The organism is Streptomyces sp. NPDC098789 (assembly GCF_044759975.1).
Lineage (GTDB): Bacteria > Actinomycetota > Actinomycetes > Streptomycetales > Streptomycetaceae > Streptomyces.
Genome location: NZ_JBIWAJ010000005.1, coordinates 25,782 through 52,233, shown reverse-complemented (window position 1 = coordinate 52,233; position 26,452 = coordinate 25,782). Strand labels below are relative to the sequence as shown.

19 protein-coding genes and 2 riboswitches are annotated in these 26,452 nt (G+C 74.0%); of the genes, 10 read left to right on the top strand and 9 right to left on the bottom strand.

Annotated features, from left to right (window positions below; genetic code table 11):
• Window positions 1-20: 20 nt before the first annotated feature.
• A complete protein-coding gene (locus ACIQWR_RS12790) occupies window positions 21-1,289 on the top strand; it encodes a GNAT family N-acetyltransferase (protein WP_404007628.1) in 1,269 nt (422 codons plus the stop codon).
• A 27-nt stretch (window positions 1,290-1,316) separates the two neighbouring features.
• On the opposite strand, the gene ACIQWR_RS12785 is transcribed toward ACIQWR_RS12790, so the two are convergent.
• Window positions 1,317-3,572: a germacradienol/geosmin synthase gene (locus ACIQWR_RS12785; protein WP_404007625.1), complete on the bottom strand. Its 2,256-nt coding sequence runs from the start codon at window positions 3,570-3,572 to the stop codon at window positions 1,317-1,319.
• A 266-nt stretch (window positions 3,573-3,838) separates the two neighbouring features.
• On the opposite strand from ACIQWR_RS12785, the gene ACIQWR_RS12780 reads away from it, so the two are divergent.
• Window positions 3,839-4,810 carry a hypothetical protein gene (locus tag ACIQWR_RS12780; RefSeq protein ID WP_404007622.1) on the top strand — a complete coding sequence of 324 codons (972 nt, stop codon included), beginning with the start codon at window positions 3,839-3,841 and terminating at the stop codon, window positions 4,808-4,810.
• A 125-nt stretch (window positions 4,811-4,935) separates the two neighbouring features.
• Complete coding sequence (locus tag ACIQWR_RS12775) at window positions 4,936-6,957, top strand: trypsin-like serine peptidase (RefSeq protein ID WP_404007620.1); 2,022 nt, start codon at window positions 4,936-4,938, stop codon at window positions 6,955-6,957.
• A 74-nt stretch (window positions 6,958-7,031) separates the two neighbouring features.
• Here ACIQWR_RS12775 and ACIQWR_RS12770 read toward each other — a convergent pair whose 3' ends face one another.
• Entirely contained in the window at window positions 7,032-7,505 is a 474-nt protein-coding gene (locus ACIQWR_RS12770) for a hemerythrin domain-containing protein (RefSeq protein ID WP_404007617.1), read from the bottom strand.
• 29 nt (window positions 7,506-7,534) lie between these two features.
• Window positions 7,535-11,176 carry a cobaltochelatase subunit CobN gene (gene cobN, locus ACIQWR_RS12765; RefSeq protein WP_404007614.1) on the bottom strand — a complete coding sequence of 1,214 codons (3,642 nt, stop codon included), beginning with the start codon at window positions 11,174-11,176 and terminating at the stop codon, window positions 7,535-7,537.
• A gap of 53 nt (window positions 11,177-11,229) precedes the next feature.
• Window positions 11,230-11,314, bottom strand: a riboswitch (cobalamin riboswitch).
• Window positions 11,315-11,554: 240 nt separating this feature from the next.
• Here cobN and cobG point away from each other — a divergent pair.
• The 3 genes from cobG to ACIQWR_RS12750 are packed head-to-tail and all read left to right on the top strand — an operon-like array spanning window position 11,555 to window position 15,136.
• Window positions 11,555-12,961, top strand: coding sequence for a precorrin-3B synthase (gene cobG, locus ACIQWR_RS12760; RefSeq protein WP_404007612.1), 1,407 nt, complete (start codon window positions 11,555-11,557; stop codon window positions 12,959-12,961).
• Window positions 12,962-12,968: 7 nt separating this feature from the next.
• Window positions 12,969-13,616 (top strand): precorrin-8X methylmutase, encoded by a 648-nt coding sequence (locus ACIQWR_RS12755; protein WP_404007609.1) that lies wholly within the window; start codon window positions 12,969-12,971, stop codon window positions 13,614-13,616.
• The gene (locus tag ACIQWR_RS12750; RefSeq protein WP_385775807.1) at window positions 13,613-15,136 is read left to right on the top strand and encodes a precorrin-2 C(20)-methyltransferase; all 1,524 of its coding nucleotides are present in this window, start codon (window positions 13,613-13,615) and stop codon (window positions 15,134-15,136) included. Before ACIQWR_RS12755 ends, ACIQWR_RS12750 begins: the two co-directional genes overlap by 4 nt.
• Here the strand turns inward: ACIQWR_RS12750 and ACIQWR_RS12745 are convergent.
• From ACIQWR_RS12745 to cbiE, 3 genes are read right to left on the bottom strand one after another with little or no spacing between them, the layout of a single operon-like run.
• Entirely contained in the window at window positions 15,124-16,080 is a 957-nt protein-coding gene (locus ACIQWR_RS12745) for a cobalt-precorrin-6A reductase (protein ID WP_404007606.1), read from the bottom strand. The genes ACIQWR_RS12750 and ACIQWR_RS12745 overlap by 13 nt on opposite strands.
• Window positions 16,070-16,819 carry a precorrin-4 C(11)-methyltransferase gene (cobM, locus tag ACIQWR_RS12740; RefSeq protein WP_404007603.1) on the bottom strand — a complete coding sequence of 250 codons (750 nt, stop codon included), beginning with the start codon at window positions 16,817-16,819 and terminating at the stop codon, window positions 16,070-16,072. The genes ACIQWR_RS12745 and cobM overlap by 11 nt, the downstream gene beginning before the upstream one ends.
• On the bottom strand, window positions 16,816-18,114 hold the full coding sequence (gene cbiE / locus ACIQWR_RS12735) for a precorrin-6y C5,15-methyltransferase (decarboxylating) subunit CbiE (protein ID WP_404007600.1): 1,299 nt from the start codon (window positions 18,112-18,114) through the stop codon (window positions 16,816-16,818). Before cbiE ends, cobM begins: the two co-directional genes overlap by 4 nt.
• A gap of 192 nt (window positions 18,115-18,306) precedes the next feature.
• Between cbiE and ACIQWR_RS12730 the strand changes: the two genes are divergently transcribed.
• Window positions 18,307-19,239: an oxidoreductase gene (locus ACIQWR_RS12730; protein ID WP_404007597.1), complete on the top strand. Its 933-nt coding sequence runs from the start codon at window positions 18,307-18,309 to the stop codon at window positions 19,237-19,239.
• A gap of 19 nt (window positions 19,240-19,258) precedes the next feature.
• Here the strand turns inward: ACIQWR_RS12730 and ACIQWR_RS12725 are convergent, their stop codons facing one another.
• Complete coding sequence (locus ACIQWR_RS12725) at window positions 19,259-19,972, bottom strand: hypothetical protein (RefSeq protein WP_404007595.1); 714 nt, start codon at window positions 19,970-19,972, stop codon at window positions 19,259-19,261.
• A gap of 117 nt (window positions 19,973-20,089) precedes the next feature.
• Between ACIQWR_RS12725 and ACIQWR_RS12720 the strand changes: the two genes are divergently transcribed.
• From ACIQWR_RS12720 to ACIQWR_RS12710, 3 genes are all read left to right on the top strand, one after another.
• A complete protein-coding gene (locus ACIQWR_RS12720; RefSeq protein ID WP_404007591.1) occupies window positions 20,090-20,737 on the top strand; it encodes a TetR/AcrR family transcriptional regulator in 648 nt (215 codons plus the stop codon).
• A gap of 223 nt (window positions 20,738-20,960) precedes the next feature.
• A complete protein-coding gene (locus ACIQWR_RS12715) occupies window positions 20,961-22,595 on the top strand; it encodes an esterase/lipase family protein (protein ID WP_404007588.1) in 1,635 nt (544 codons plus the stop codon).
• Between the two features lie 288 nt (window positions 22,596-22,883).
• Complete coding sequence (locus tag ACIQWR_RS12710; RefSeq protein WP_404007585.1) at window positions 22,884-23,945, top strand: phosphatidylinositol-specific phospholipase C domain-containing protein; 1,062 nt, start codon at window positions 22,884-22,886, stop codon at window positions 23,943-23,945.
• Window positions 23,946-24,006: 61 nt separating this feature from the next.
• Here ACIQWR_RS12710 and ACIQWR_RS12705 read toward each other — a convergent pair whose 3' ends face one another.
• Together ACIQWR_RS12705 and ACIQWR_RS12700 are read right to left on the bottom strand one after the other, a co-directional pair.
• Window positions 24,007-25,632 (bottom strand): ABC transporter ATP-binding protein, encoded by a 1,626-nt coding sequence (locus ACIQWR_RS12705; protein ID WP_404007582.1) that lies wholly within the window; start codon window positions 25,630-25,632, stop codon window positions 24,007-24,009.
• 140 nt (window positions 25,633-25,772) lie between these two features.
• On the bottom strand, window positions 25,773-26,261 hold the full coding sequence (locus ACIQWR_RS12700) for a DUF4430 domain-containing protein (RefSeq protein ID WP_404007579.1): 489 nt from the start codon (window positions 26,259-26,261) through the stop codon (window positions 25,773-25,775).
• Between the two features lie 40 nt (window positions 26,262-26,301).
• Window positions 26,302-26,440, bottom strand: a riboswitch (cobalamin riboswitch).
• Window positions 26,441-26,452: the final 12 nt, after the last annotated feature.

Genomic DNA, 26,452 nt, shown 5'->3' with positions numbered 1-26,452 from the left:
GAGCGATTAGTCTCCCGATCATGGTGGACATGCGTGCGGAGCGGAGCGGAGACAAGTCGGTGGAGATTCGTGAGGTGCCCGAGGCGGATATCGACCGCGCCCTGGAACTCGCGTACATGGTCTTCCACGACCGCCCCGAGAAGGAGGTGCGCGAGCACCATCACACGATGCTGCTCGGGTGCGAGCGGCTCGCCGCCTACGACGGGGACGTGCTGGTCGGCTTCATGGCCGCGCACGACTTCCGGCTCTCGGTGCCCGGGGCGGACCTGCCCTGCCCCGGACTCACCTTCGTCTCCGTCGCCCCCACCCACCGGCGCCGCGGCGTCCTGACCGCGCTGATGCAGGAGATGCTGCGCCGCACGGCCGCCGCGGGGCGGCCCCTCGCCGCGCTGTGGGCCTCCGAATCCCTCATCTACGGCCGCTTCGGCTACGGCTCGGCGACCCGCGGCGCCACCATCGAGATCGACTCCACCCGCCCGCTCGCCCTGCGCATCACCCCCGACGGGCGCCCGCTGCGCCTGATCGACCCGGCCGACGCCCCGGCCGTCCTCGGCCCCTACCACGAGGCCTCCCGGGTCGCGCGGGCCGGACGCCCGACCCGCGACGCCTACCGCTGGCGCGAGGAATGGCTGCGGGAGGAGGACGAGGAGGACGAGGAGCTGAGCCCGCCGCGGATCATCGCGGTGGGGGAGGCGGGGCACCCCCTCGCCGGGTACGTCCTCTACCGCACGAAGCCGGAGGACGACGGCGGCCCCCTCAAGGTCCCCGGACTGGTCCAGGTCTACGAACTGGAAGCGGACACCCCGGCCGTGGCCGCCGCCCTGTGGAGCTGCCTGGCCGCCCTGGACCTCACCGGCAGGGTGGTCGCCTGGGGCCGCCCGGCCGACGACCCGCTGCTGCACTTCGCCGCCGACCGCGACCAGGTGCGGGTGACCGGCGAGTTCCCGGCGCTGTGGCTGCGGCTCGTCGACGTACGGGCGGCGCTGACCGCCCGTAGCTGGGCGGCGCCCGTCGATCTGGTGCTGGAGGTGGCCGACGTACGCCTGCCCGCCAACGCGGGTCGGTTCCGGCTGGCGGCCGGGCCGGCCGGGGCGACGTACGAGGCCACCGGTGTGCCCGCGGACCTGGCGCTCGACGTCCGCGACCTGGCGGCCTGCTACCTCGGCGGGACCCGGATCGTGGAACTGGTCTGCGCCGGGCTCGCCGAGGAGCGGACGGCGGGCGCGGCGGCGGCCCTGGACGACGCCCTGCGCACCCGCTTGTCGCCGCACACCGCCGACGAGTTCTAGTCCCCGGGGGGCCGGCGGGCCGGCGGATCAGGGAGTCGGTGCGGTCCTGAGCGAGTCGATCGCCCGGACCGCCGACATCCCGAAGTCCGGGCCCCACAGAGGGAGTCCGGCGCCGGATCCCGGCCCCTCCTGGACCGCCGGGGGCCGGAGCAGGTCCTCCTCGCGGTAACGCCGGGCCTTCTGGTGCCAGTTCAAGATGCCCGCGAGCCAGTCCTCCAGCTCGTGGACGTAGCCGTCGAGCCCGGCCCGGGCCTCCCGGTCGAGCTTCCAATCGTCGTAGAGGAGCGGCAGCTGGGTCCGTGCGATGTGCTCGAACTCCTCGGTGCGCCGGGTATGGAGGGCGTGGCAGATGCGCAGGGCCCGGGGGTAGTCGATGTCGAAGAAGTTCCGGGTGACGAGCACGTAGTTGTGCACCTCGCCCTCGACCTCGATCTCCTTCTGGTAGGAGAAGATGTCGTTGATCAGGCAGGCCGCGTCGGCCGCCGCGTTCTCCAGGGAGCGGATGGTCCCCGACCGGTAGATCTCCTCGGGGATGCCGCGGCCGGCCCGCCCGAGCCGGCACAGGTACATCGTGAGGTTGCTGCCGAAGGTGGCGCGCCGCATCTCGGCGTAGTCGACGGGGTCCGGGATCCGGTTCAGGACCTGGTTCTCCACCTCCCACAGCCAGCTCTGCAACATGTCCACCAGCGTGGCCCGGAATTCACCGCGCACGACGTGGTCCATGTCGGCGGCGGTGCGCTGCCACAGGTCGGCGAGCCCGCGCTCCAGCGCCGTCACCGGGGCCAGTGCCTCGGCGGGGTCCACCGTGATGATGCCGATCAGTCGGGCGGTGGCCGCCTTGGCGGCGGCCAGGTTCTTCGGCCGCGCGAAGGCGACGGGGTAGTAGTCGTCCCCGTACGTCCCCCAGCTCAGCCAGCACGCGTTGAGGGCGAGGGCCTCGGGCGTGGCGTCGGGGTCGATCCCGGCGGAGCAGAGCGCGAGGTCGTAGCCCCGGAACGTGGCCTCGTTCCAGATCACGGAGGCGGGGTCGCCGGGCTGCGGGTCGAGCAGGCCCATCCGGCGGCACCAGTCCACCGACTCCTCCAGCGCGTGCTGGTGGTGCGGGCTGAGCGCGAGGGCGAACGGCATGTGGAGGTCCGGGATCACGGACGGGCCGGTGCGCTCGTGGGGGACGTGGGTGAAGGAGCGGCGGCGCAGGTCCTGGGCGCGCGGGGCGAACACCGAGCGGACGTCGACGGCGGCGGCGGCGAAGCCGGAGGGGAGGAAGGGCAGGGTGAGGGGGGCGGCCGGCCGCGCCCCCTCGTTCATGTAGCGACTGGAGACCAGGTGCCAGGCGTGGCCGCCGGACTGCCAGTCCTGGAGGCCCTTGGTGTAGGCGAGGACCGCCGCGATCTCGGCGGGGTCCATGGCGTGGTCGGCGAAGAGCTGGGGGAGTTCGGCGAGCGCGGTGTGCTCGAACTGCTGGAGCCGGGAGGTGAGCAGGTCGTTGGAGGCCTCGGCCGCCTCCTGGGTGCCGCACTCCAGGAAGGTCTCCAGGACGAGCACGGCGTTGGAGAGTTCGCCCTCGTCGGCCACCTCGCGCTGATAGCTGAAGATGTCGTTCCTGATGTGCACCGCGTCGGAGAAGGCGTCGCGCAGCACCCCGAGCGGGCGCGCGTGCGCGACCCGGGCGGGCACCTCGGCGGACACGTACTCGATCAGGCCCGCGGACCAGGGGGCGCCGCCGACCTTGCGGCGCATCTCGATGTACTCCAGCGGGTTCGCGATTCGCCCGATGTTGATGTTGGCGAGCTCCCACATCGACTCGTTGAGCAGGTTCTTCGTGCTCAAGGAGAACCGTTCCCGCCAGTCCATCGACATGTGCGGGACCGTCCGCGCCCAGAGGTCGGCGAGGCCGGCCTCCACCGGGTTCGTGGCCCGCGGGAAGCCGTCGGCCAGGTCCATGGGCATGAAGGCGGCGAGCCGGTCCAGGTACTGCTTGGCGCCGTCGCGGTCCTGGGAGCGCTTGAACATTTCGAGGAAGTGGTCGTCGAAGAAGAAGACCCAGACGTACCAGTCGGTGACGAGGGAGAGGGCCTCGCTGTCGCAGTCGGGGTGGGTGTAGGAGCAGAGCAGCGCGTAATCGTGCGAGTCGAGGTCGTGTTCCTCCCAGACCCCGGACCCCTCCAGCATCTCCAGGTCCCGCGCCCACCGCTTGGTGTGGGCGCGGGCCGATTCGAGGTGCGGGTTCAGGCGCGCCGGGTACGGCACGTAGAAGTCGGGCAGTTGGAACGGCTGCGTCACGGGAGGGTCGGCCTTTCGTCGGGGGGCGCGGGGGCAGGTCCACCGCGCGCCCCCGCACGAGATCAGCACGGCCCCGCCCGGGGTGCGGGGGAGACGAGGGGGAGTTCACTTCATCAGGTGACGGGAGGGTCGTTCGGGAGCGCGCCGGGGCGGGAATGTGATGGAGATCGGCGCGCGGACTTGGCAGAGTGCACCCATGATCCGACGATGGCGGTTCGGGGCCGGTCGGCTCCGGGCGCCGCGGGTCCAGGGGGAAGGAAGACCGGATGCGACAGCCGTTTCGCGGGGCCGCCGGGGCGGTGTGCCTGACCGGGCTCGTCCTGTTCGGCGCGCTGGGCCCCGTGGGCCCGGTGGGTGCGGTGGGCCTCGCGGGGTCCGCCCGGGCGGCATCGCCCGCTCCGGCGCCCTCGACGTCGTCCTCCTCCTCACCCTCGTCCTCCCCGGCCACTACGGCGCCCGCCGGGCCCCGACTGGGCTTCTCCGGACCCTTCCAACTCGTCGAGACGGGCGGCCCGATCTGGATCGGCGTCGCCGGCATGCCCGAGGGCTGGACGGAGGCGGTCGCCTCCTCGCCCGCGCTGGTCGAGCCGGTACCCCTCGCCCCCGAGCCGCCCGGGCTGCCCGGCGGCGAGCCGGGGAACGGCCGCCCGGCCGACCAGGAGCACACCTACCGCGTCCGCGCGGACATCGCCCCGGGGACCTACACCGTCACCCTGACCAGTGGGGGCCGTCCGGTCGCGACCGCCCCGCTGACGGTCGTCGCGCCGGGCTCGGCGGACATCAGGCGCTTCGTCCTCGGCCCGCGGGAGGAGTTCCTGGGCGGCGACGCGTCGGTCGCCGTCCGTCCGGGGGCCGAGGCCGTGGTGGTCCTGACCGACGACCGGGCCGCGGACGGCGAGAACTCCCTGCTGGTCAAGTCCCCCGTGTTCGAGCGGCCGTTGAAGATCGTGCGGGGTGGTCCGGACGATCCGGGCTGCAAGTGCGACGACGGCGGCACCGTCTTCTCGGGGCACGCCCGCGTCCGCCACGGCGTGCGACCGGGCACCTACGACATGACCGTGGTCAGCCACCACGGCAAGGAGACCACCACCCGGCGGGTGACCATCGCCGGTGAGCCGGTGACGGACCCGAAGCCCTGGTTGATCGGGGGTGGGGCCGCCGCCGGGCTGCTCGTCCTCGCCGCGGTGGTCCGGACGGTGATCGTGCGGCGCCGCCGCCGAGGAGTGCACCAGGAGTGACGCCGCCCCGCTCCAGCCGACCGCTTCCGCCGCGGTCATGCCTGTCATGCACCTGACCAGATTTCCTCGTATCCCCTTCGTACCGTGTCCTGCTTCGTGAGTCCGGAAAGTGAACCTTGCACCCCTTGCACCCCTCATCCGATCGCATACGCCGCTTCGGCGTCTCGGTGGTCGGCGCCGCGCTGATCCTGGCGAGCGGCGGCTTCGTCGCCCGGGCGGAGCCCGCGGCCACCCCGGCCCCGACGCCCTCGGCGGCGGCCTCCGCCTCCCCGACGCGCACGCCCGCGCGCACGCAGGCGCCCGCGCCCCGGACGTCCGCTTCCCCCGCGCCGAGCGCCTCGAACAGCGCCTCGTCCAGCCCGTCGTCCAGCCCGTCGTCCAGTCCCTCGCCGAGTGGATCCCCGACCTCGGCCTCCGTGACCTGGACGGACGCGGACGCCGTCAGGTTCTGGACGCGTGAGCGGATGGCGTCGGCCGTCGACCCGGCCCGGCCCGCCGTGCCGCTGGGCGCGCGTACCGCACCCGCACCCTCCACGGCGCCCAAGCTGCCCAAACCGGGCTCCTTGTCCGCGGCCGCCTCGATGCCGACCGCGGAACACATCCTCGGACCCAAGTCCGTGGGCATCCTGTTCAGTTACGACGCCGATCCGGACACCGGCGAGATGCGCGCGCACGGCTGCTCGGCCAGCGTCGTGGACGGCCCGGGCCGCAACCTGATCCTCACCGCGGGGCACTGCGCCTTCGGCGGCGCGGTGGTCTTCGTCCCCTGGTACCGCAGCGAGTACGCCCTGGACAAGCAGACCTACGGCTTCTACCGGGTCGCGGAGTTCTTCCGGGACAACCGCTACGTCAAGAACAGCCTGGCGGCGGATTCGGACCTGGACTTCGCCTTCGCCCGGCTGCAGCCGTCCTCGGCGGGCAAGAACGCCCAGGACGTGGTGGGCGGCAACACGCTCGTCCGCACTCCCGGATACATCAACGACGTCACCATCGTCGGGTACCCCTCCAGCCACAACCCCGAGGACCACGCGGTGCGTTGCCCGGTCCGTACGGAGTGGCTGCCGGGCTTCTACCAGATCCAGGCCAAGTGTGCCGGGATGTGGGACGGGGTCTCGGGCGGACCCTGGTTCTCCAAGATCGACTGGACCTCGGGCGTCGGCGAGATCATCGGCAACGTCGGCGGCTTCAACGGCGGCGGCCCCAAGGTCGACAAGGCCGACCCGGCCTACAACGAGAACTCCTACAGCCCCGTGCACGGCGACTGGTTCTTCCGCCTCTACGACGAGGCCAAGAAGGGCCAGCACATCAACCGCGCCGGTGGCTACCAGCAGCCCGCGCTGCCCTACTCCATGGGCAACGGCGAGACCTGGTCGCACGCCCGGCTGCTGGCCTCCGGCGAGTACACCGGGGACGGCAAGGGCGACCTCGTCGTGGTGTGGACCGACGGAGAGGTGACGCTCTACACGGGTGACGGCACGGGCGGCTTCGCGGGCGAACGCCGCCTGGCCGCTCCCGGGCCGACCTGGCAGGGCGTCAAGTCCCTGACGGGCGGCGACTTCTCCGGCGGCAGCGGCTACGACCTGCTGGCCGTCTGGAGCAACGGCGAGGTGCGGATCCTGCCCGACATCGGCGCGAACGGCGTGGGCGGCGGCATCAAGCTGGCCGACTCCGGCTCCGTGTGGAGCCACGCCGACCAGATCGCGGCGGGCAACTTCGGCACCGCGAACAACGTCAGCGACCTGCTGGTGCGCTGGAGCGACGGCGAACTCACCGACTACACCGCCGTCGGTGACCGGGGCTTCGGCGTCGAGCACCAGCTGCTGGCCGCGAACGACAACTGGAAGCAGGCCACCCTGGTCACCGCGGGCGACTTCACCGGCGGCGCGAACTGGGACACCCTGGTGCGCTGGTCGGACGGTCGGGTCTCGCAGTTCCAGGAGACCGGACCCGGCGGCATCGGCAACGAGATCCAGATGGCTCCGCCGCAGAGCATCTGGACCCACGACGTCGTGATGACGGCGGGCAGCTACGACTCCAACGGCTGGGCCGACGACCTGCTCATCCGCTGGTCGGACGGCGAGACCACCATGTACGCGCACACCGGCGCCGCCTTCGGCGCCGAACGAACCCTGGTCACCCCGAAGTAGTACGGGCCCCGCGCTCCTCGTACCCGCGCCCCCGCCGTGCCCACGGGTACGACGGGGGCGCGGGCATGCGCCCGTCAGCCCGCCGGGCTCAGCTCGGCGCCCGGGTGGGCCGTGCGCCAGGCCGCGATGGAGAGGTCCCACTCGTCGCCCGTCAGGGCGGTGAGGGAGGCGGGGAAGAGGCCGTCCTCCTCCTTCGCGATGTGCTGGTGGAGGTCCGCGACCGCGGTGCGCAACAGGGCCACCTGCTCCGGCGAGGCGAGGTCCAGGTCGGCCAGGAAGGCCGCCAGTTCCCGGTGTTCGCCGGTCAGGGCGGCGATGTAGGCCGCGTACTCGGGGTCCTGCGACATGACCGCGAACAAGCCGTCCTCCTCACCCTTCCAGTGGGCGAGGAGGACGTCGGTCATCGAGGTGACCAGGGCGCGGACGCGGGGGAGGTCCCCCGCGTCCAGGGCGCGCAGGGCGTCGCCCGCCGCGTTCGTCACCGCCTCGTGCTCGGCGATGAACTCCTTGATCAACGGGATCTCGCGGCAGCCGCAGTAATGGCACATGCGTCCCAGGATGCGCCAGCCGCGAGCCGCTACTCCGCTTCCGCTTCCAAGTTGCCCTCCGTGTCCAGGTACACCTGGCGCAGGGCCTCCAGCGTCTCGGCGTCCGGCTTCTCCCACATGCCGCGGGATTCCGCTTCCAGCAGGCGCTCGGCGATCCCGTGCAGCGCCCAGGGGTTGGCCTCCTCCAGGAAGGCGCGGTTCTCCGGGTCCAGCACGTACGTCTGCGTCAGCTTGTCGTACATCCAGTCGGCGATCACGCCGGTCGTGGCGTCGTACCCGAAGAGGTAGTCCACGGTGGCCGCCAGCTCGAAGGCGCCCTTGTAGCCGTGGCGACGCATCGCCTCGATCCACTTCGGGTTCACCACGCGGGCGCGGAAGACCCGGGAGGTCTCCTCCACCAGGGTGCGGGTGCGGATCGTCTCCGGTCGGGTCGAGTCGCCGATGTACGCCTCGGGGGCCGTGCCGCGCAGCGCGCGGACGGTGGCCACCATGCCGCCGTGGTACTGGAAGTAGTCGTCGGAGTCGGCGATGTCGTGCTCGCGGGTGTCCGTGTTCTTCGCGGCCACCGTGATGCGCTTGTACGCCGTCTCCATCTCGGTGCGCGCGGAGCGGCCGCCCAGGCCGCGGCCGTAGGCGTAGCCGCCCCACACCGTGTAGACCTCCGCCAGGTCGGCGTCGGTGCGCCAGTCGCGCGAGTCGATCAGCTGGAGGATGCCCGCGCCGTAGGTGCCCGGGCGCGAGCCGAAGATACGGGTCGTCGCGCGCCGTTCGTCGCCGTGCTCGGCCAGGTCCGCCTGGGCGTGCGCCCGGATGAAGTTGTCCTCGGCGGGCTCCTCCAGCCCCGCCGCCAGCCGCACCGCGTCGTCCAACAGGCCGATGACGTGCGGGAACGCGTCGCGGAAGAAGCCCGAGATGCGCAGCGTGACGTCGATGCGCGGACGGCCCAGCTCCGCCAGCGGGATGGCCTCGACGCCCGTGACGCGCCGCGAGGCCTCGTCCCACACCGGGCGGACACCGAGCAGCGCGAGCGCCTCGGCCACGTCGTCGCCCGCCGTGCGCATGGCGCTCGTGCCCCACAGGGACAGGCCGACGGAGGCGGGCCATTCGCCGTTGTCGGTGCGGTAGCGGGTCAGCAGCGAGTCCGCGAGGGCCTGGCCGGTCTCCCACGCGAGGCGGGAGGGCACGGCCTTGGGGTCGACCGAGTAGAAGTTGCGGCCGGTGGGGAGCACGTTCACCAGCCCGCGCAGCGGCGAACCGGACGGGCCCGCCGGGACGAAGCCGCCCGCCAGGGCGTGCACCGCGTGCGTCAGCTCGTCCGTGGTGGCCGCCAGGCGCGGGACCACCTCGGTCGCCGCGAAGGCGAGGATGTCCGCGACCCCGGCCGGGTGTCCCGCGGCGACCGCGGCGACGGCGGAGGGGGCCCAGTCGGCGGCCTCCATGGCCTCGACCAGGGCGCGGGCCGTGGCCTCCACCTCGTCGGCCGAGGTGCGGGTCGGCGCGGCCTCGTCCAGGCCGAGCGCCTCGCGCAGGCCCAGGAGCGCCGTCGTACCGCCCCAGATCTGGCGGGCGCGCAGGATGGACAGGACCAGGTTGATCCGGTCGGTGCCCGCCGGGGCGCCGCCCAGCACGTGCAGGCCGTCGCGGATCTGGGCGTCCTTGACCTCGCACAGCCAGCCGTCGACGTGCAGCAGGAAGTCGTCGAAGCCGTCGTCGTCGGGCCGGGCCGCGAGGCCCAGGTCGTGGTCGAGCTTCGCGGCCTGGATCAGGGTCCAGATCTGGGCCCGGATGGCCGGCAGCTTGGCCGGGTCCATGGAGGAGATCTGCGCGTACTCGTCCAGGTGCTGCTCCAGGCGCGCGATGTCGCCGTACGACTCCGCGCGGGCCATCGGCGGCACCAGGTGGTCGACCAGGGTGGCGTGCACGCGGCGCTTGGCCTGCGTGCCCTCGCCCGGGTCGTTGACCAGGAACGGGTAGACGAGCGGCAGGTCGCCGAGCGCGGCGTCCGGCGCGCAGGAGGCCGACAGGCCGGCGTTCTTGCCGGGCAGCCACTCCAGGTTGCCGTGCTTGCCCAGGTGGATCATGGCGTCGGCGCCGAAGCCGCCGTCCTCGGCCGCGGCCTGGATCCAGCGGTAGGCCGCGAGGTAGTGGTGCGAGGGCGGCAGGTCGGGGTCGTGGTAGATCGCGATCGGGTTCTCGCCGAAACCGCGCGGCGGCTGGATCACGATGAGGAGGTTCCCGCGGCGCAGCGCGGCCAGCACGATGTCGCCGTCGGGGTCGCCGCCGGTCGTGGTGCGCGAGCGGTCCAGGAACATCGAGCCGGGCGCCTGCCCCCAGTGCTCCTCGACGCCCTCGCGCAGCTCGGCCGGCAGGGCGCCGTACCAGCGCCGGTAGTCGGCCGCCGGGATCCGGACGGGGTTGCGGGCCAACTGCTCCTCGGTGAGCCAGTCCTGGTCGTGGCCGCCCGCCTCGATCAGCGCGCGGATCAGCTCGTCGCCGTCGCCGGAGACCAGGCCGGGGATCTCCTCGACGGGACCGAAGTCGTAGCCCTCCGCGATCAGCCGGCGCAGCAGCGCGACGGCGCTGGCGGGGGTGTCGAGGCCGACCGCGTTGCCGATGCGGGAGTGCTTGGTGGGGTACGCGGAGAGGACCAGGGCGATCCGCTTCTCGGCGTTCGGGGTGTGCCGCAGGCGGGCGTGGCGCACGGCGATCCCGGCGACGCGGGCGGCGCGCTCGGGATCGGCGACGTACGCCGGCAGGCCGTCCTCGTCGATCTCCTTGAAGGAGAAGGGGACCGTGATCAGGCGGCCGTCGAACTCCGGCACCGCGACCTGGCTGGCCGAGTCGAGCGGGGACAGGCCCTCGTCGCTCTCCTCCCACGCGCTGCGCGAACCGGTCAGGCACAGCGCCTGGAGGATCGGGACGTCGAGGGCGGCGAGCGCGCCCGCGTCCCACGACTCGTCGTCGCCGCCCGCCGAGGCCTCGGCGGGGCGGGTGCCGCCCGCGGCGAGGACCGTGGTCACGATGACGTCCACCGTCGCCAGCTCGGCCAGCAGCTCGGGCTCGGGGGAGCGCAGCGAGGAGACGTACAGCGGCACGGGCACGCCGCCCGCCTGCCCGACGGCGTCCGAGAGGGCGTGCACGAAGGCGGTGTTGCCGCTCATGTGGTGGGCGCGGTAGTAGAGCACCGCCACCCGGGGCGACCCCGGCCCCGCGGCGGGCGCGGGCGAGGCCGCGCGCTCCAGCCGGCCCCAGGTGGGGGCGGCCGCGGGCGGTTCGAAGCCGTGGCCGGTGAGCAGCACGGTGTCGGACAGGAAGCGGGCCAGCTGCTCCAGGTTGGCGGGGCCGCCGTGCGCGAGGTAGGCGTGCGCCTCCGCCGCGATGCCGATGGGGACGGTGGACGCCTCCATCAGCTGGGCGTCCGGGGCCTGTTCACCGGTCAGCACGACGACCGGCCGGCTCTGGTCGGCGGCGAGGAGCAGGTCGAGCCCCTCCTGCCAGGCGCGCAGGCCGCCGAGGAGGCGTACGACGACCAGGTCCACGCCGTCGAGCAGCGCGGGGAGGTCGTCGAGGGGGAGCCGGGAAGGATTCGCGAACCGGTACGGGACCGGGCCGGCGTCCGAGGCGCGGGCACTGAGCAGATCGGTGTCGGACGTCGACAGCAGCAGGATCATGCGGCGGCGGGCCTTCCTCGGGGTTTCCGCGCCCCGGGCAGTGAGGACGACGGGAGTTCCTGACTCACCCGGAGGCGCCGTGGGCAGCTGCCGGGTTCACAGTGGCGGGACCGCGCCGGAATCGCACCGGGCTTCCTCCCATGTCGCCGTCCTCGGCGATGACGGGCCGAATGGCCCGTCGAGGGGTCATCCTAGGTGCCCGCGCGGACGAATGGCAGGTGGGGGCCGGGGTCGGGTGCGAGAGGGGACGCCGCGCCGGGGGCGCCCGGGGCGCGGGGGAGGGGCGTGACGGGGGCGGCGGCGGGCGGGAGCGGGGCCGCGGGCGGCGTGGTGACGGACACAGGTCGGGCGGCGCGGATCGTGGGTATGCTCGCCGCCATGCCCCCGCCCTCCTCCGCCGCGTCCCGGGACGAACCCGTCATACGGGACCGCGGCGACGCCTGCCCCGGTGCGCTGCGCCTGCACGCGGCGGACGACGGGCACCTCGCCCGGATCCGGATCCCCGGCGGTCTGCTCACGGCCGACGCGGCGCTGGCCCTGGCGGACGCGGCGGACCGGCTCGGCGACGGGCACCTCGACCTCACCTCGCGCGGCAACGCGCAGTTGCGCGGTCTCGGCGCGGGCTGCGGCGGCGAACTCGCCGCCCTGCTGACCGCCGCCGCACTGCTGCCCGCCGCGGCCGCCAGCCACGAACGCGTCCGCAACATCGTGGCGTCGCCGCTGTCCGGGCTCGACCGGCAGCGGCGCACCGACGTCACGCCCTGGGTCGGCGAGCTGGACCGGCTGCTGTGCGCGAGCGCGGCGGCCGCCGCGCTGTCCGGACGCTTCCTCTTCGCCCTCGACGACGGTCGCGGCGACGTGACCTCGCTCGCCCCCGACGTGCACGTCCTCGCGCTGCGCACGGGCGAGGCCGTGCTGTGGACGCACGACGACGGCGACGCGGTCCGCGTCGACCACCAGGACGCGCCCCGCGCCGCGCTGACGGTCGCCGAACACTTCCTCGACGCGGTGCGCGCGGCCGGGACCAAGGCGTGGCGGGTGAGCGAACTCCCCGCCGAACACCGACTGGAATCGGCTGAGTTGCTGGCCCGCCTGCGCGCGCGGGGGATCGCGGCCGAGCGCGCCGAAGGATTCGCGGCACGGACCGGCCCCGGCCCCGTACCCGGAGTGGTGGCGGGCCCCGACGCGGAGCGCGCAGCGCTCTCGGTTCTGGCCCCGCTGGGACGGCTGACCGGCGACCAGTGGCGCCTGCTGGCCGCCACGGCCGCCGCCGCGGCCGGGTCCCTGCGGCTCACCCCCTGGCGCGGGATCGTCGTCCCCGGGGTCGCCGCCGCCACGGCGCCGGCGGCCCTCGCCCGACTCGCCGCCGCCGGGCTGGTCACCGCGCCGGGCGACCCGTGGGAGAACGTGAGCGCCTGCACCGGCCGGCCGGGCTGCGCGAAGGCGCTGGCGGACGTACGGGCCGACGCGCGGGCCGTGCTGGCACGGTCCGGCGCCGCGGCCGGGGCGGCGCCCGTGCACTGGTCCGGCTGCGAGCGGCGGTGCGGACATCCGCGCGCCGCCGCGTGGGTGGACCTGGTCGCCGGGCCGCGGGGGTACGACCTCGCCGTGGTCGGCCGGTCGGGCCCCGGGGGACGGCCGGCGCGCGTCGAGGTACCGGCCGGAACCCCGGACCTGACCGCCGCCCTCGCGGAAGCCGCGGCAGCGGTAACAGCCCCAGCGAACACAGCAGTTCCAGCAGATCAGCAGTTCCAGCAGTTCCAGCAGATTCAGCAGCAGACGTAGTGAAGAGATGAGCGAGTACACAGTGTTCGAGTACGAGAAGGACGGCGCCGCGATCTACCGCCAGTCCTTTGCCACGATCCGCGCCGAGGCGGATCTCGCCGGGCTGCCGGCCTCGGTGTCGCAGGTCGCCGTACGCATGATCCACGCGTGCGGGATGACCGACCTCACGAAGGATCTCGGATACACGCCGGACGTCGTGCTGCGCGCCCGCGCCGCGCTGAACGCCGGCGCGCCCATCCTGTGCGACGTGCGCATGGTCGCCAGCGGGGTCACCCGTAAGCGGCTGCCCGTCGACAACGAGGTGATCTGCACCCTGTCGGATCCGGCCGTACCGGACCTCGCCGCGAAGATGGGGACCACGCGCAGCGCCGCCGCCCTCGAACTGTGGCGCGACCGGGGCCTGTTGGAGGGCTCGGTGATCGCGGTCGGCAACGCGCCCACCGCCCTCTTCCGGCTGCTGGAGATGATCGAGGAGGGCGCTCCCCGCCCGGCCGCCGTCATCGGAGTGCCCGTCGGCTTCATCGGCGCCGCCGAGTCCAAGGACGCGCTCGCCGCCCACCCCTCGGGGCTGGACCACCTGATCGTCCGGGGGCGGCGCGGCGGCAGCGCCATCGCCGCCGCAGCCATCAACGCGATCGCGAGCGAGGAAGAATGAGCACCACCGGCACGCAGACCGGGGCCGGACGGCTCTACGGCGTGGGCCTCGGCCCCGGCGACCCCTCGCTGATGACCCTGCGCGCGGTCCAGGTGATCGCGGAGGCGGACGTCGTCGCCTACCACAGCGCGCGCCACGGGCGCTCCATCGCCCGCTCCATCGCGGCCGCCCACCTGCGCGCGGACCACGTGGAGGAGCCGCTGGTCTACCCGCTCACCACCGAGAGCACCGATCACCCCGGCGGCTACCAGGGGGCGATGGAGGAGTTCTACGAGGAGTCCGCGGCCCGCCTGGCCGTGCACCTCGACGCGGGCCGGACCGTGGCCGTGCTCGCCGAGGGCGACCCGCTCTTCTACGGCTCGTACATGCACATGCACAAGCGGCTCGCCGACCGCTACGCGACCGAGGTGATCCCCGGGGTCACCTCCGTCAGCGCCGCCGCGGCCCGCCTGCAGACCCCCCTCGTCGAGGGCGAGGAAGTGCTGACGATCCTGCCGGGCACGCTGCCCGAGGAGGAACTGACGGCCCGTCTGGCGGCCACCGACTCGGCCGTGGTGATGAAGCTCGGCCGCACCTTCCCCGCCGTGCGGCGGGCGATGGAGAAGTCCGGGCGGCTGCCCGAGGCGCGCTACGTCGAACGCGCGACGATGGCCGGTGAGCGCACCGGCATGCTCGCCGACACCGACCCCGAGACGGTCCCGTACTTCGCGGTCGCCGTGCTGCCGAGCCGGATCGGCAACCCCGGCTCCCGGCCCGCGGTCGCGCCCGACGCGGTCGGCGAGGTCGTGGTGGTGGGCACCGGACCGGCCGGTCCGCTGTGGCTGACCCCCGAGACGCGGCGGGCGCTGGCCGACGCGGACGTGCTGGTCGGCTACACGACCTACCTGGACCGGGTGCCCGTACGACCGGGTCAGGTCCGGCACGGCTCCGACAACAAGGTCGAGTCCGAACGGGCCGAGTTCGCCCTGGACCTGGCCCGGCGCGGGCAGCGCGTCGCGGTGGTCTCCGGGGGCGACCCGGGTGTCTTCGCCATGGCCACGGCGGTCCTGGAGGTGGCCTCGCAGGAGGAGCACCGGGACGTCCCGGTGCGGGTGCTGCCCGGGGTCACCGCGGCCAACGCGGCGGCCGCCGCGGCGGGTGCGCCGCTCGGCCACGACTACGCCACGATCTCCCTCTCCGACCGGCTCAAGCCGTGGGAGGTGATCGCGGAGCGGCTGCACGCGGCGGCCGGGGCCGACCTGGTCATCGCCCTGTACAACCCCGGCTCGCGCAGCCGCACGTGGCAGGTGGGCAAGGCCCGGGAGCTGCTGCTGGAGCACCGCGGCCCGGACACCCCGGTGGTGCTGGCGCGGGACGTGGGCGGGCCCGAGCAGTCCGTCCGGATCGTGCGGCTCGCGGACCTGGATCCCGAACAGGTGGACATGCGGACGCTGTTGCTGATCGGCTCGTCCCAGACGCGGGTGGTCCGGCGCGGTGACGGGCGGCAGATCGTCTGGACGCCGCGGCGCTACCCCGAGTAGGCGGTGCGGGCGTCTGTGCCTGCGCTTGCGCCTTCGCGCAGCCAGGACGCGGCGGCGTCGACGGACGTGGCCACCGGTACCCCCTGCGGGACCGGTGGCCGGTCGACCACGAGCACCGGGATGCCGGCCTCGCGGGCGGCGGCCAGTTTCGGAGCGGTCGCGGAGCCGCCGCTGGCCTTGGTCACCAGGACGTCGATCCGGTGCTCGCGGATCAGGGCGCGCTCGCCGTCGAGGGTGAACGGGCCCCGGTCCAGCAGGACGTGACTCTGCCGGGGGGCGGGGGCCGTGGGGGCGTCGACCGAGCGGACCAGGAACCAGGTCGCGTCGAGGTGGGCGAAGGCGGCGAGCCCCGTCCGTCCGGTGGTCAGGAACGCGCGGCTGCCCAGCGCGGGCAGCGCGGCGGCGGCCGCGGCCAGGGTGGGGACGTGGTGCCAGTCGTCGCCGTCGGAGGGTTCCCAGGCGGGGCGGCGCAGGGCCAGCAGGGGGGTGCCGGTCGCGGCGCAGGCGCTGGCCGCGTTGAAGCTCATCCGCTCCGCGAAGGGGTGCGTGGCGTCGACCACGGCGTCGACGGCGTGCGCGCGCAGCCAGGCGGCGAGGCCGTCGGGGCCACCGAAGCCGCCGATGCGGGTGGTTCCCGGGGGGTGGGTGGGGCGGGTGACGCGGCCGGCCAGGGAGTTGGTGACCTGGAGGTCGGGGGCGTGCGCCGCGAGGGTTTCGGCGAGGTGGCGGGCCTCGGTGGTGCCGCCGAGGATCAGGACGTGGCGGGGTGCCGGTGCCTCCGGCGGGTGGGCTGGGTTCGGCTCGGCCGGGGCCGTGGGGCCGCTCGTGCGGGCCGGTGTGGCCTCCGGCGGGTCCTCAAACGCCGGACGGGCTGGATGTGGCTCGGCCGGGGTGGGATGTGGCTCGGCCGGGGATGGATTCGGTGGGGGGTTGCTAGCAGACATGGCGGTTGCGGGCGGGGGAGTAGAGGTGGCTGTCCGGGAACTGGTCGGCGGCCAGAGTGCGGCCCACGATGATGACCGCCGTGCGGACCAGGCCCGCCGACTTCACCGCGTCCGCGATGTCCGCGAGCGTGCCGCGCAGGATCAGTTCGTCCGGGCGGCTGGCCATCGCCACCACCGCCACCGGGCACTCGGCCCCGTAGTGCGGGGTCAGTTCGTCGACCACGCGGTCGACGTAGCGCGTGGCCAGGTGCAGCACCAGGAGCGCCCCGCTGCGGCCCAGGGTCGCCAGGTCCTCGCCCGCCGGCATCGGGGTGGCCTGCTGGGCGATCCGGGTCAGGATGACCGTCTGGCCCACCGTCGGCACCGTCAGCTCCCGCTTCAGCGCCGCGGCCGCCGCGGCGAACGCCGGTACGCCTGGGACGACTTCGTACGGGATCCCGGCCGCGTCCAGCCGCCGCATCTGTTCCGCGACCGCGCTGAAGACGGACGGGTCGCCGGAGTGCAGGCGTGCCACGTCCAGCCCGGCCGCGTGCGCGGCGGTCAACTCGGCCAGGATCTCGTCCAGGTTGAGCTGCGAGGTGTCGACGAGCCGGGCGTCCGCCGGGCATTCGGCCAGCAGTTCGCGCGGGACCAGGCTGCCCGCGTACAGGCAGACCGGACTGGCCGCGAGTCGACGCGCGCCGCGCACCGTGATCAGGTCGGCGGCCCCGGGGCCCGCTCCGATGAAGTACACGGTCATGTGCGGTCCTCTCCTGCTTCCTGTGCCGACAGCTCTTCCGTCGGGTCCTGCGCCGCCTTCGTCACCGACCACTGGGTGACCGCCATGGCCTGGCGCCAGCCCGTGAAGCCGCCGACCGCCACCGCGTGCGCGACGGCGAGTTTGACCAGGTCGCCGCCGTGGCGCCGGTACCACCGCGCGAGCAGCGCCTCCGACTCCAGCGTGACCGTGTTCGCCACGAGGCGGCCGCCCACCGGCAGGGCCGACCACACCGCGTCGAGCAGCCCCGGCGCGGTCAGCCCGCCGCCGATGAACACCGCGTCGGGCGCGGGCAGTGCGTCGAGGGCCGTCGGTGCGGCGCCGAGGACGACGCGCAGGGCCGGTACGCCCAGGGCGTCGGCGTTGCGGCTGATCCGCGCCGCCCGCTCCGGATCGCGCTCGACCGACACCGCCCGGCAGGACGGGTGGGTGCGCATCCACTCGATGCCGATGGATCCGGACCCGCCGCCGATGTCCCAGAGCAGCTCCCCGGGCGCGGGCGCCAGGGCCGCGAGGGTCGCGGCCCGGACGTGGCGCTTGGTGAGCTGGCCGTCGTGTTCGTAGGCGGCGTCGGGCAGGCCCGGGCCGGCGCCCAGGCGCTGCGCGCCCGCGGCCCGGCGGCAGTCGACGGCCACCACGTTCAGCGGGTCGCCGGGGGCGTGTTCCCAACCGTCGGCGGCGCCCTCGTACGTACGCTCGTCAGCGGATCCGAGCCGTTCCATGACCCGCATCCGGCTCGGGCCGAAGCCGCGCTCCCGCAGCAGGGCGGCGATCTCGCCCGGGCTGCCCGCGCCGGCGCTGAGCACCAGGACCCGGCGGCCCTGGTGCAGGGCCGCGGCGAGCCGGGCGACCGGGCGGCCCACGACGGTGACCACCTCGGTGTCCTCCACCGGCCAGCCCGCGCGGGCGCACGCGTAGGACACGGACGAGGGGTGCGGGAGCACCCGCAGGGCGTCCGCGCCCAGCTCCTCGGACAGGGCGCGGCCGATCCCGTAGAACATGGGGTCCCCGCTCGCCAGCACCGCGATCCGCTGCCCCGCGTACTTCTCCAGCAGTCGGGGGACGGCCGGGCGCAGCGGGCTCGGCCACGGCACCCGCTCGCCCCCGCACTCGGCGTCGGGCAGCAGCTCCAGCTGGCGCGGCCCGCCGATCAGCACCTCGGCGGCGGTCAGGGCGGCCCGGGCGGTACCGGTGAGCCCGGCCCAGCCGTCCGCGCCGATGCCGACGACCGTGACGGGCGGCCCGGTCGTCGCGATGGGGAGTGGCAGGGGGCTCATGGTGCGGTACCTCGGGGGAAGGGGGGTGGAACCGCACTCTACTGGCCCCTGCCGGACCCCCCGGACCGGGGGTGACCACGGCGGATGCCCGGCCCACCGGCCGCCGCGGCGCCGGTGGGGGGTAGGGTGCGGGACGAGGTTGTTACCGAAGGTAACTCCGATGTTTTCGGGAGTTCGGGAGAAGGAGCCGGCATGCCGGGCTGGACAGCGAGCGACATCCCCGACCAGAGCGGCCGCACGGCCGTGGTCACCGGGGCCAACAGCGGGATCGGCTACGTCACCGCCCGCGAGCTGGCCCGGCGCGGGGCGCGGGTCCTGCTCGCCTGCCGCAGCGAGGCCCGGGGCCGGGCCGCCGAGGAGCTGCTCCGGCGGGAAGTGCCGGGTGCGCAGGTCGAGTTCGCCCCGCTCGACCTCGCCGACCTGGCATCCGTGCGGGAGTTCGCCGCGGGCTTCGACGCCGGACACGGCGCCCTCGACCTCCTCGTCAACAACGCCGGGGTGATGGCCCTGCCGTACGGGCGGACCGTCGACGGCTTCGAGACCCAGATCGGGGTCAACCACCTCGGGCACTTCGCCCTCACCGGACTGCTCCTGCCACACCTGCTGCGCGCACCCGGCGCCCGGATCGTCTCGCTCTCCAGCGGCTTCCACGCCCTGGGCGACGTCGACCTCACCGATCTGCACGGCGAGCGCGGCTACCGCCGTTGGATCGCCTACGGCCGCTCCAAGACCGCCAACCTGCTCTTCGTGCACGAGCTGTCCCGCCGCCTCGCCGCCGCCGGCTCCGACCTGGTGGCGGCCGCCGCCCACCCCGGCTACGCCGACACCAACCTGCAGACGGCCGCCGCGAAGCAGGAGGGGCGCCGGGTGACCGAGCGGGTGATGGGGTTCGCGAACGTCGTCATCGCGCAGCCCGCCGCGTCGGGCGCGCTCCCCACCCTGTACGCGGCGACCGCGCCGGGGGTGCGTCCGGACGCCTTCATCGGTCCCAAGCTCGGCTGGCGGGGCGCGCCCGTCCCTTCGTGGCGGGCCAAGTGGACCCTGGACGACGCCTCCGCCGCGGCCCTGTGGTCCGCCTCCGAGCAGCTGACGTCCGTCTCGTACGGCCTCGGGGCGCAGCGGTAGCCCGGCCGGTGGGCGGAGCTCAGGCGCGGGCGGCTGCGGCGGCGACGATCCAGTTCCTGAACTCGACGGCGTAGTGCCGGAGGTGGTGGTCCAGGACCTCGTCCGGGCAGGTGCGGGGGAAGTAGACCGTCAGGTTCGCGGTGAAGCCGTCGGCGGTGTCGCCGAACTGGATCAGCGCCCGCCCGCCGACGGTGCCGTCGGCCAGGAAGAGGTTCGAGGACATCTTGCGCGGAAAGTCCGACTCGGGGAGGAGCTCGTCCGCGTCCGCCGCCCAGGCCAGCTGGTCCGTTCCCCAGCCGCCCATGTAGAAGTCGGCGACGTGGGGACCGATGTTCTCCACCACGCGCGCCCCGATGGAGTCGGTGCCCATCACGTAGTGCTCGGGGTGCGCCGCGAGGAGCGCGCGCTCGTCGCCGGCGAACGCCCGGTCCATCCAGGCGAGGAAGGCGCCCGAGCCGAGGCCCCTCGCCGCGAGCACGGTGGTGCCCGCCTTGAAGCTGCCGCCGGAGGTGCGAGCGCACTCGCGCAGGAACGCATTGCCCTCCTCGATGTCCGGGGCCAGGAGGTCGAGGAGCCCTTGGCGGCCCAGCAGCGTCCGGAAGCGGTCCAGGGCGCGGCGGGCGTAGAAGAGTTCGAGGTCGTCGATGCTGCCTGCATCCGCGGGCCCGGTCTCCAGCGTCACGGAGACGGGCGGGAGCGTCCGGGGGGTCGGGGGCGTCTGGTCGTCTGTCATGGTCGCACCTCCACTGAGATGTGAATGTGAATTCACGTTCACATGGTGAGGGTACGCCGAAGGGCGCACCGGTTGTCAAAAGGGCCTGCTGGGAGCGCCGCGGCTACCATGCGGCACATGACCGAGGAGACGGACCGCCCAGCGTCCTACCGAGAACCCCGGCAGGCACGCAGCGCCGCGACCTTGGCCCGCGTACTGCGGGCGGCCGAGGAGATCGCCTCCTCGGTCGGCCTGGAGGAGATGACGATCGCCGCCGTCGCGGACCGCGCGGGCGTCGCGGTCGGCACGATCTATCGCCGCTTCGAGGACAAGGAGCAGCTGATCGCCGCCCTGTCCGAGCGGATGCTGGAGCGGCGCGAGGAGTACGTGGCGGAGCGACTGCGCACGGCCGAGCCCTCGCTCTCCGGCGTCATGGACGCCTACGCGCACGCCCTGCTCCAGTCCTTCGCCGACAGCAGCGGCCTCTTCCCCGAGCTGCTGCGCGCGCGGGAGGCCCGTTCCTTGGAGCGCGGGGCCAGCACCATCGCCGAGATCCACCGCCTCCTGCTCGAAGCGGCGGCCCCGTACGCCGACCAGATCCGGCGCTCCTCGCCGCAGGCGGCCCTGGACACCGCGGCCCGCGCCGTCCTCGGCGCCTGCTTCCACAACTCCGTGCGCCCCGACCCCGCCACGGGTGAAGCGGCCAGGCGCCGGTACGCCGACGAGCTCAGCGACATGGCGATCGCCTACCTCCTCACCCCCGACCGGCGCCGGCCCGCCGCCTGATCCGCTCCGTGCGCCGTAGCTCGGGGGACGACGGCCTCGGAAGTCGACTGCCCGGGCGCGGACTTCCACGCCCGGGCGCGGAATTCGACTGCCCGGGCGTGGAAGTCGACTGCGCGAGCCCGCGGGAGCCAAGGCCGTCGTGCGCACCCCTCGCAAACTGATCGCCTCGGGGCTACCTTGCTACCCGCCAGTCACATTACGGTGACGCAGCCCTAGGAGAGCCATGCGCCGTGCCGCCCGGACGCTGCCCCCTGCTCCGTCCGTCCTCCCCACCGGCCCCCCGCCCGTGGCCCTGTTCACCCCGCTCGCCGTCGTTCTGGCGCTGATCGTCACGCTGCTGGCGGCCCCCTTCGCCCGCGCGGCGCCCGCGCCCGCGGCAGCGCCCGCGGCCACCGCGCAGCAACGCACCCCCGTGGTCCTCGTGCACGGCTACGGGGACACTGCGGCCTCCCTCGACGGGCTGGAGGACTACCTCCACGCGCAGGGCTGGCTCTCCGCCGACCTGGCCGAGTTCGGCTACGACTGGGCCGCCACCAACGCCTCCAACGCCGGACGCTTCGGCGCCTTCCTCACCGAGCGCTTCGGCGACCGTCCGGTCGACATCGTCGCGCACAGCATGGGCAGCCTGCTCACCCGCAGGTTCCTGAAGGACGGCGGGAGTTCGCGGGTGCGTTCCTGGGTCTCCCTCGGTGGCCCCAACCACGGCGCGGGCGACGCCTCGCCGTGCGGCCCCTTCGGTACGTTCTGCGACGTCCACGCCGCCTCGCTCGCCGAGATGGCCCCGGGCAGCGACCTGCTCGACTCCCTCAACGCGGGCGACGAGACCCCCGGCGCCACCCGCTACACCACCTTCAGCTCCGCCTGCGACCAGCAGATCCCGCCGGGCGACAGCCGGGCCCCGCGTTCCACCGAGCTCGCGGGCGCCGTCAACCACGTCCTCCCGGAGGGCGACAGCGGCTGCCCCTCGCACTTCGGCCTGCTCGGCAACGACTGGGTGCGCCGGCACATCGTCGAGGAGTTCTCGATCGATCCGGTGCGCACGGTGGAGCTGCGGACCGGCCCGTTCAGGATCACCGTCGACGAGGCGCGCTTCACCTCCTCCGGCGAGAGCGGCCCGGAGCTGTACGACGGGCTGACCCTCACCACGGACGGCGCCGGCCGCTCCCTGTGGCACCGCGACCGGTCCGGCGCCACCGCCTTCCCCGCCCACGACCCCTGGTTCGGCCTCGACGACACGGCCCGGAGCCAGGTGTTCACCGGCGGGGCCACCGTCACCGCCTACCTCACGGACGCCGACTACACCGCGGGCAACAACGACGACGTGATGGCCGCGGGTCGGATCCACTGGGACCCCTCGCTCGGCTTCGGCCGCCGCACCGCCCGGTTCCTCGGCGTGGACGGCGGCGAGGCCACCGTCACCTATACGGTCACCCCCGCCGCCGGGGTGCCGCAGTGCCGGGTACGGGTGGACGCCGCCGAGCTGACGTACTTCGACGACGGCACGACCCGTCCCGCGCTCTACGGCTCCCTCACCGTCCGCGCCGCCGACGGCGTCCGCGCCGCGCCCTGGTCGCGGTCCGGATCCGATCCGTCCACCTTCCCCAACAAGGGCGCCCGCAGCGATCCCGACCCGTACTTCTACCAACAGGTCGGCACGGGAGCGACGTACGGCGGCCCGGCCCCGCTGGAGATCGGGGTGTACCTCTGGGACCACGACGCCTCCTCGGCCGACGACCTGGTCGCCCGGGGCACCGTCGCCTGGGACCCCTACACCGACCGTCCCGGCACCCGGACCAGCGACTTCTACGGGGACGACGACGGGCACGTCAAGGTGACCTGGACGGTCACCTGTCCCTAGGGCGTGTTTCGAAAGTCCCGCCTGGCTCGCGACGCCTGGTACCGCACCTCGCGGCGTTGTCGGAACGCCCGATTACGTCCAGTAGGCGGGCATTCCTCCGCCTTGCGATGCACGGCACCAGACGCCGCGAGCCGCGCCCTTCGGGCGCCCGGCGCCACTTTCGAGACACGCCCTAGACCGGGCCACCCGCGGGCCACCCGTGGTCCTCCCGTTCTTCACCCAACTCCCTTACGCTCCAGCCGACTTGCCGCCGCACCGGCGTCGGCTGGACCCGTAGGGGAGAAGCCCATGAGTTCCCGCAACCGGACGGCCGCGGTGGTCACCGCCGCCCTGGCCGTCGTCCTCGCGCTCACCCCGGCCGCGGCCGGCGCCGCCCCCGCGCCGGCCGCGGTCCCCGGCGCGGGCCTGCCCTTGGCCGGGTCCACCGGCGTCGGCGTGCACAACGCCTACGAGAAGGCCAAGTACCCCTACTTCGCCGACGCGTTGGACTCGGGCGCCGCGATGCTCGAACTCGACGTGTGGACCAACTTCTTCGGCAGCTCCTGGCGGGTCTCCCACAGCAACCCGATCGGCAACGACAACAACTGCGAGAACGCCACCACCCCCGCCCAACTGCGCACCAAGTCCCGCAACCAGAACCTCGCGGGCTGCCTCGCCGACCTGCGCAGCTGGCACGACGCGCACCCCGGCCACCGCCCGGTCATCCTCAAGATGGAACTCAAGGACGGCTTCGCCGCCAACCTGGGCCGCGGCCCGGCCGACCTCGACGCGCTGCTCGGCGCCCGTCTGGGCGACGCCCTCTACCGGCCCGGCGACCTGGCCGCGGGCCATCCCGACCTGGACAGCGCCGCGCGCGCCGGAGCCTGGCCGAGCCGCTCCGACCTCGCCGGGAAGTTCCTGATCGAGCTGATCCCGGGCACCGTGGAGGAGGGCAACAGCGCCGACACCCTCTGGACCGACCGCGAGTACGCCACCCACCTGCGCACTCTCGCCGCCGCCGGACGGCTCGGTCAGGCAGCCGCCTTCCCCGCGGTGCACCGGGCGGAGGCCGGCGATCCCCGCACGCGCTACGCCGACGCCACGCTGCGCCCCTGGTTCGTGGTCTTCGACGGGGACGCGAGCGCCTACACCGCGCCCGCCATCGACACCGGCTGGTACGACCGCAACCACTACCTGCTGATCGCCACCGACGCGCAGGGCGTCGCGCCCGCCATCGACGGCACCCGGCCCACCGAGGCGCAGGCCCGCGACCGGGTCGCCCTGCTCGCCGGGCAGTACCACGCCTCCGTGGTCTCGGCCGACTGGTATCCGCTGCCCGCCGTGCTGGCGAGCGTGGTGCCGCGCGGCTGACCACCCGTCGGACGGCCGCCGGCCGGCCGCCCGCGACGACGGCCGGGTCCGGCCCCCCGGGTCACGGGCCCTCCAGCATCCCCGCCACCTGCTCCACGGTCAGGCAGGGCAGCGGAGCCAGGATCCGGGCGACCTGGGGGGCGAAGGTCTCCGAGGTCGCCAGCACCTCGGCGGCCGGGCCGTCCGCGAGGGTCTCGCCCTGCGCCATCAGCACCACCCGGTCGGCCGCCCGCACGGCGAACTCGACGTCGTGCGTGGCGATCAGCACCGCCGTGCCCCGCGCCGCCAGCTCGTCGACGATCCGGATCAGCGCCGCCTTGGCGCGGTGGTCCAGGCCGCGCGTCGGCTCGTCCAGCAACAGCACCCCCGGCGTCGCGGAGAGCCGGACGGCGAGGACGAGCGCCAGCTTCTGGCCCTCGGAGAGGTCCCGCGGGTGCATGGCGTCGTCGACCCCGGGCGCCAGCAGGTCCAGCAGCTCCCGCGCGGAGCGCACGCCGGAGGCGGCCGACTCCACGTCCACCTGGGCGAGTTCCTGCCGTACGGTCACCCGGCTCAGCAGGTCGGTGGGCGTCTGGGTGACCATCGCGACCAGGTGCCGGACCTCGGCGGCCGGGAGCGTCCCGGGGTCCCGACCCCCCTCGCCCCCGACCGTCACCGTGCCCGAACGCCGCGGCCCCGACCCGTGCAGGGCGTGGAGCAGCGAGGATTTGCCGCAGCCGCCCGGTCCCATCAGGGCGGTGACCTCCCCGGCGCGCAGCACCAGGTCCACCTTGTGCACCGCGGGCAGCCCCATGTGCGTCACGGTCAGCCCGCCGGCCCGCAGCGCCTCGCCCCCGCCCGCCGGTGCGGCGGGGCGCACCGGAGCCGGTGTCCGCCCGGCCAGTCGGGTCCGCAGCCGGGCCGCGGCCGGGCGCGCCTCCTGGTCCGACAGTGGCAGGGGGGTCCAGCCCGCGAGCCGCCCCAGCTCCACCACGGGCGGCGCGACCGTCGACGTACGGAAGACCTCGGCGGGCCGCCCGGACACCACGGTCCCGTCCCCGGGGAGGTGGATCACCCGGTCCGCGTACTGCGCGACCCGCTCCAGCCGGTGCTCGGAGAGCAGCACCGTCATCCGCAGTTCGCGCACCAGTCGGGTGACGACCGCCAGCACCTCCTCGGCCGCCGCCGGGTCGAGGGCCGAGGTCGGCTCGTCCAGCACCAGCACCCGGGGGTGCGCGGTCAGCACGGAACCGATGGCCACGCGCTGCTGCTGGCCGCCGGACAGCTCGTGCAGCGGTCGGTGGCGCAGCCCGGTCAGGTCCAGCAGGGCGAGGGTCTCCTCGATCCGCGCGCGCCGCACGGCCGCTTCCACGGAGAGCTGTCCCATCGCGTAGGCCAGCTCCTCCTCGACGGTGTCGGTGACGAAGCCGTCGAGCGGATCCTGGCCCACCACACCGACCAGGTCCACGAGTTCACGCGGTGGATGCTCGGCCGTGTCCCGGCCGCCGACGGTCACCCGGCCGTACAGGGTGCCGCCGGTGAAGTGCGGGACGAGTCCGTTGACCGTACCCAGCAGCGTCGACTTGCCGACGCCGGTGCGCCCGACGACCAGGCACAACTCGCCTTCCTCGACGGTCAGATTCACGTCCCGCAGCACGGATCGGGGCGCGTCGTCGTACTTCACACTGACGTTCTCGAAGCTGATCACGGGGATTCCTTGGCGGTGCGGACCAACTCTGGGGCTACAGAGGTCGGTTGAGGTAGCTCGGATGGTAACCGACACCCTTGACGGGGAGTACCCGCCGAAGCACACGCGTCCCGCGCCGAAGGAATCCCCGTGGCCGCCCGCTAGAAGGAGGTCCAGGTGAAGGCGACCTCGTCACCCGTCTTGATCTTGAACTGGCAGCCGCCGACCGGGGTGGAGGCGCCGTTCACCGAGATGTTCCAGTACGCCGTGCCCCCGCCGGAGACGTTCTTGACGGTGTCCACCGAGAAGTCGTCGAACGACGCGTACCAGGTGCCGTCCCAGCCGAAGTGGCGCTGGCGGGCCGCGTCGTCGAGGGCGGCGGTGGGCGTGGGGACCGGGCTCGGGTTCTGCGCGCCGTTGGTGCCGTCGCACTTGTGGGTGCCGCCGGTCGCGGTCGTCACCTCGTGCCCCTTGGTCAGCACCAGGCCCTTGAAGAGGTTGCCGTCGGGGCCCTGCACGGTGAGGCGCACCAGGACCGGGGCGTTGGTGCGGGCGGCGGTCGTGTGGGCGACGGCCGGAGCGGCGGCCGTCAGTGCCAGCCCGAGGGCGGCGGCGGTGACGGCGGTACGGCGTATGAGCATGCTGCGCATGGCGGGGTGCCTTTCTTCGCGCTGTAGTCCGTGACAGTGGAAGCGTTCGGCGTGCCGTGGCAGGTGCTCCGACTCGCGGCCCGCCGCCCCGAGGGGCAACGGGCCGCACACGGTTGCAGGTCAGCGCCGGATTCGCACCGGCTTCCCCTGGTCACGCACGCATGAAGTTGTGGATCGTACGGCCGCCGGGA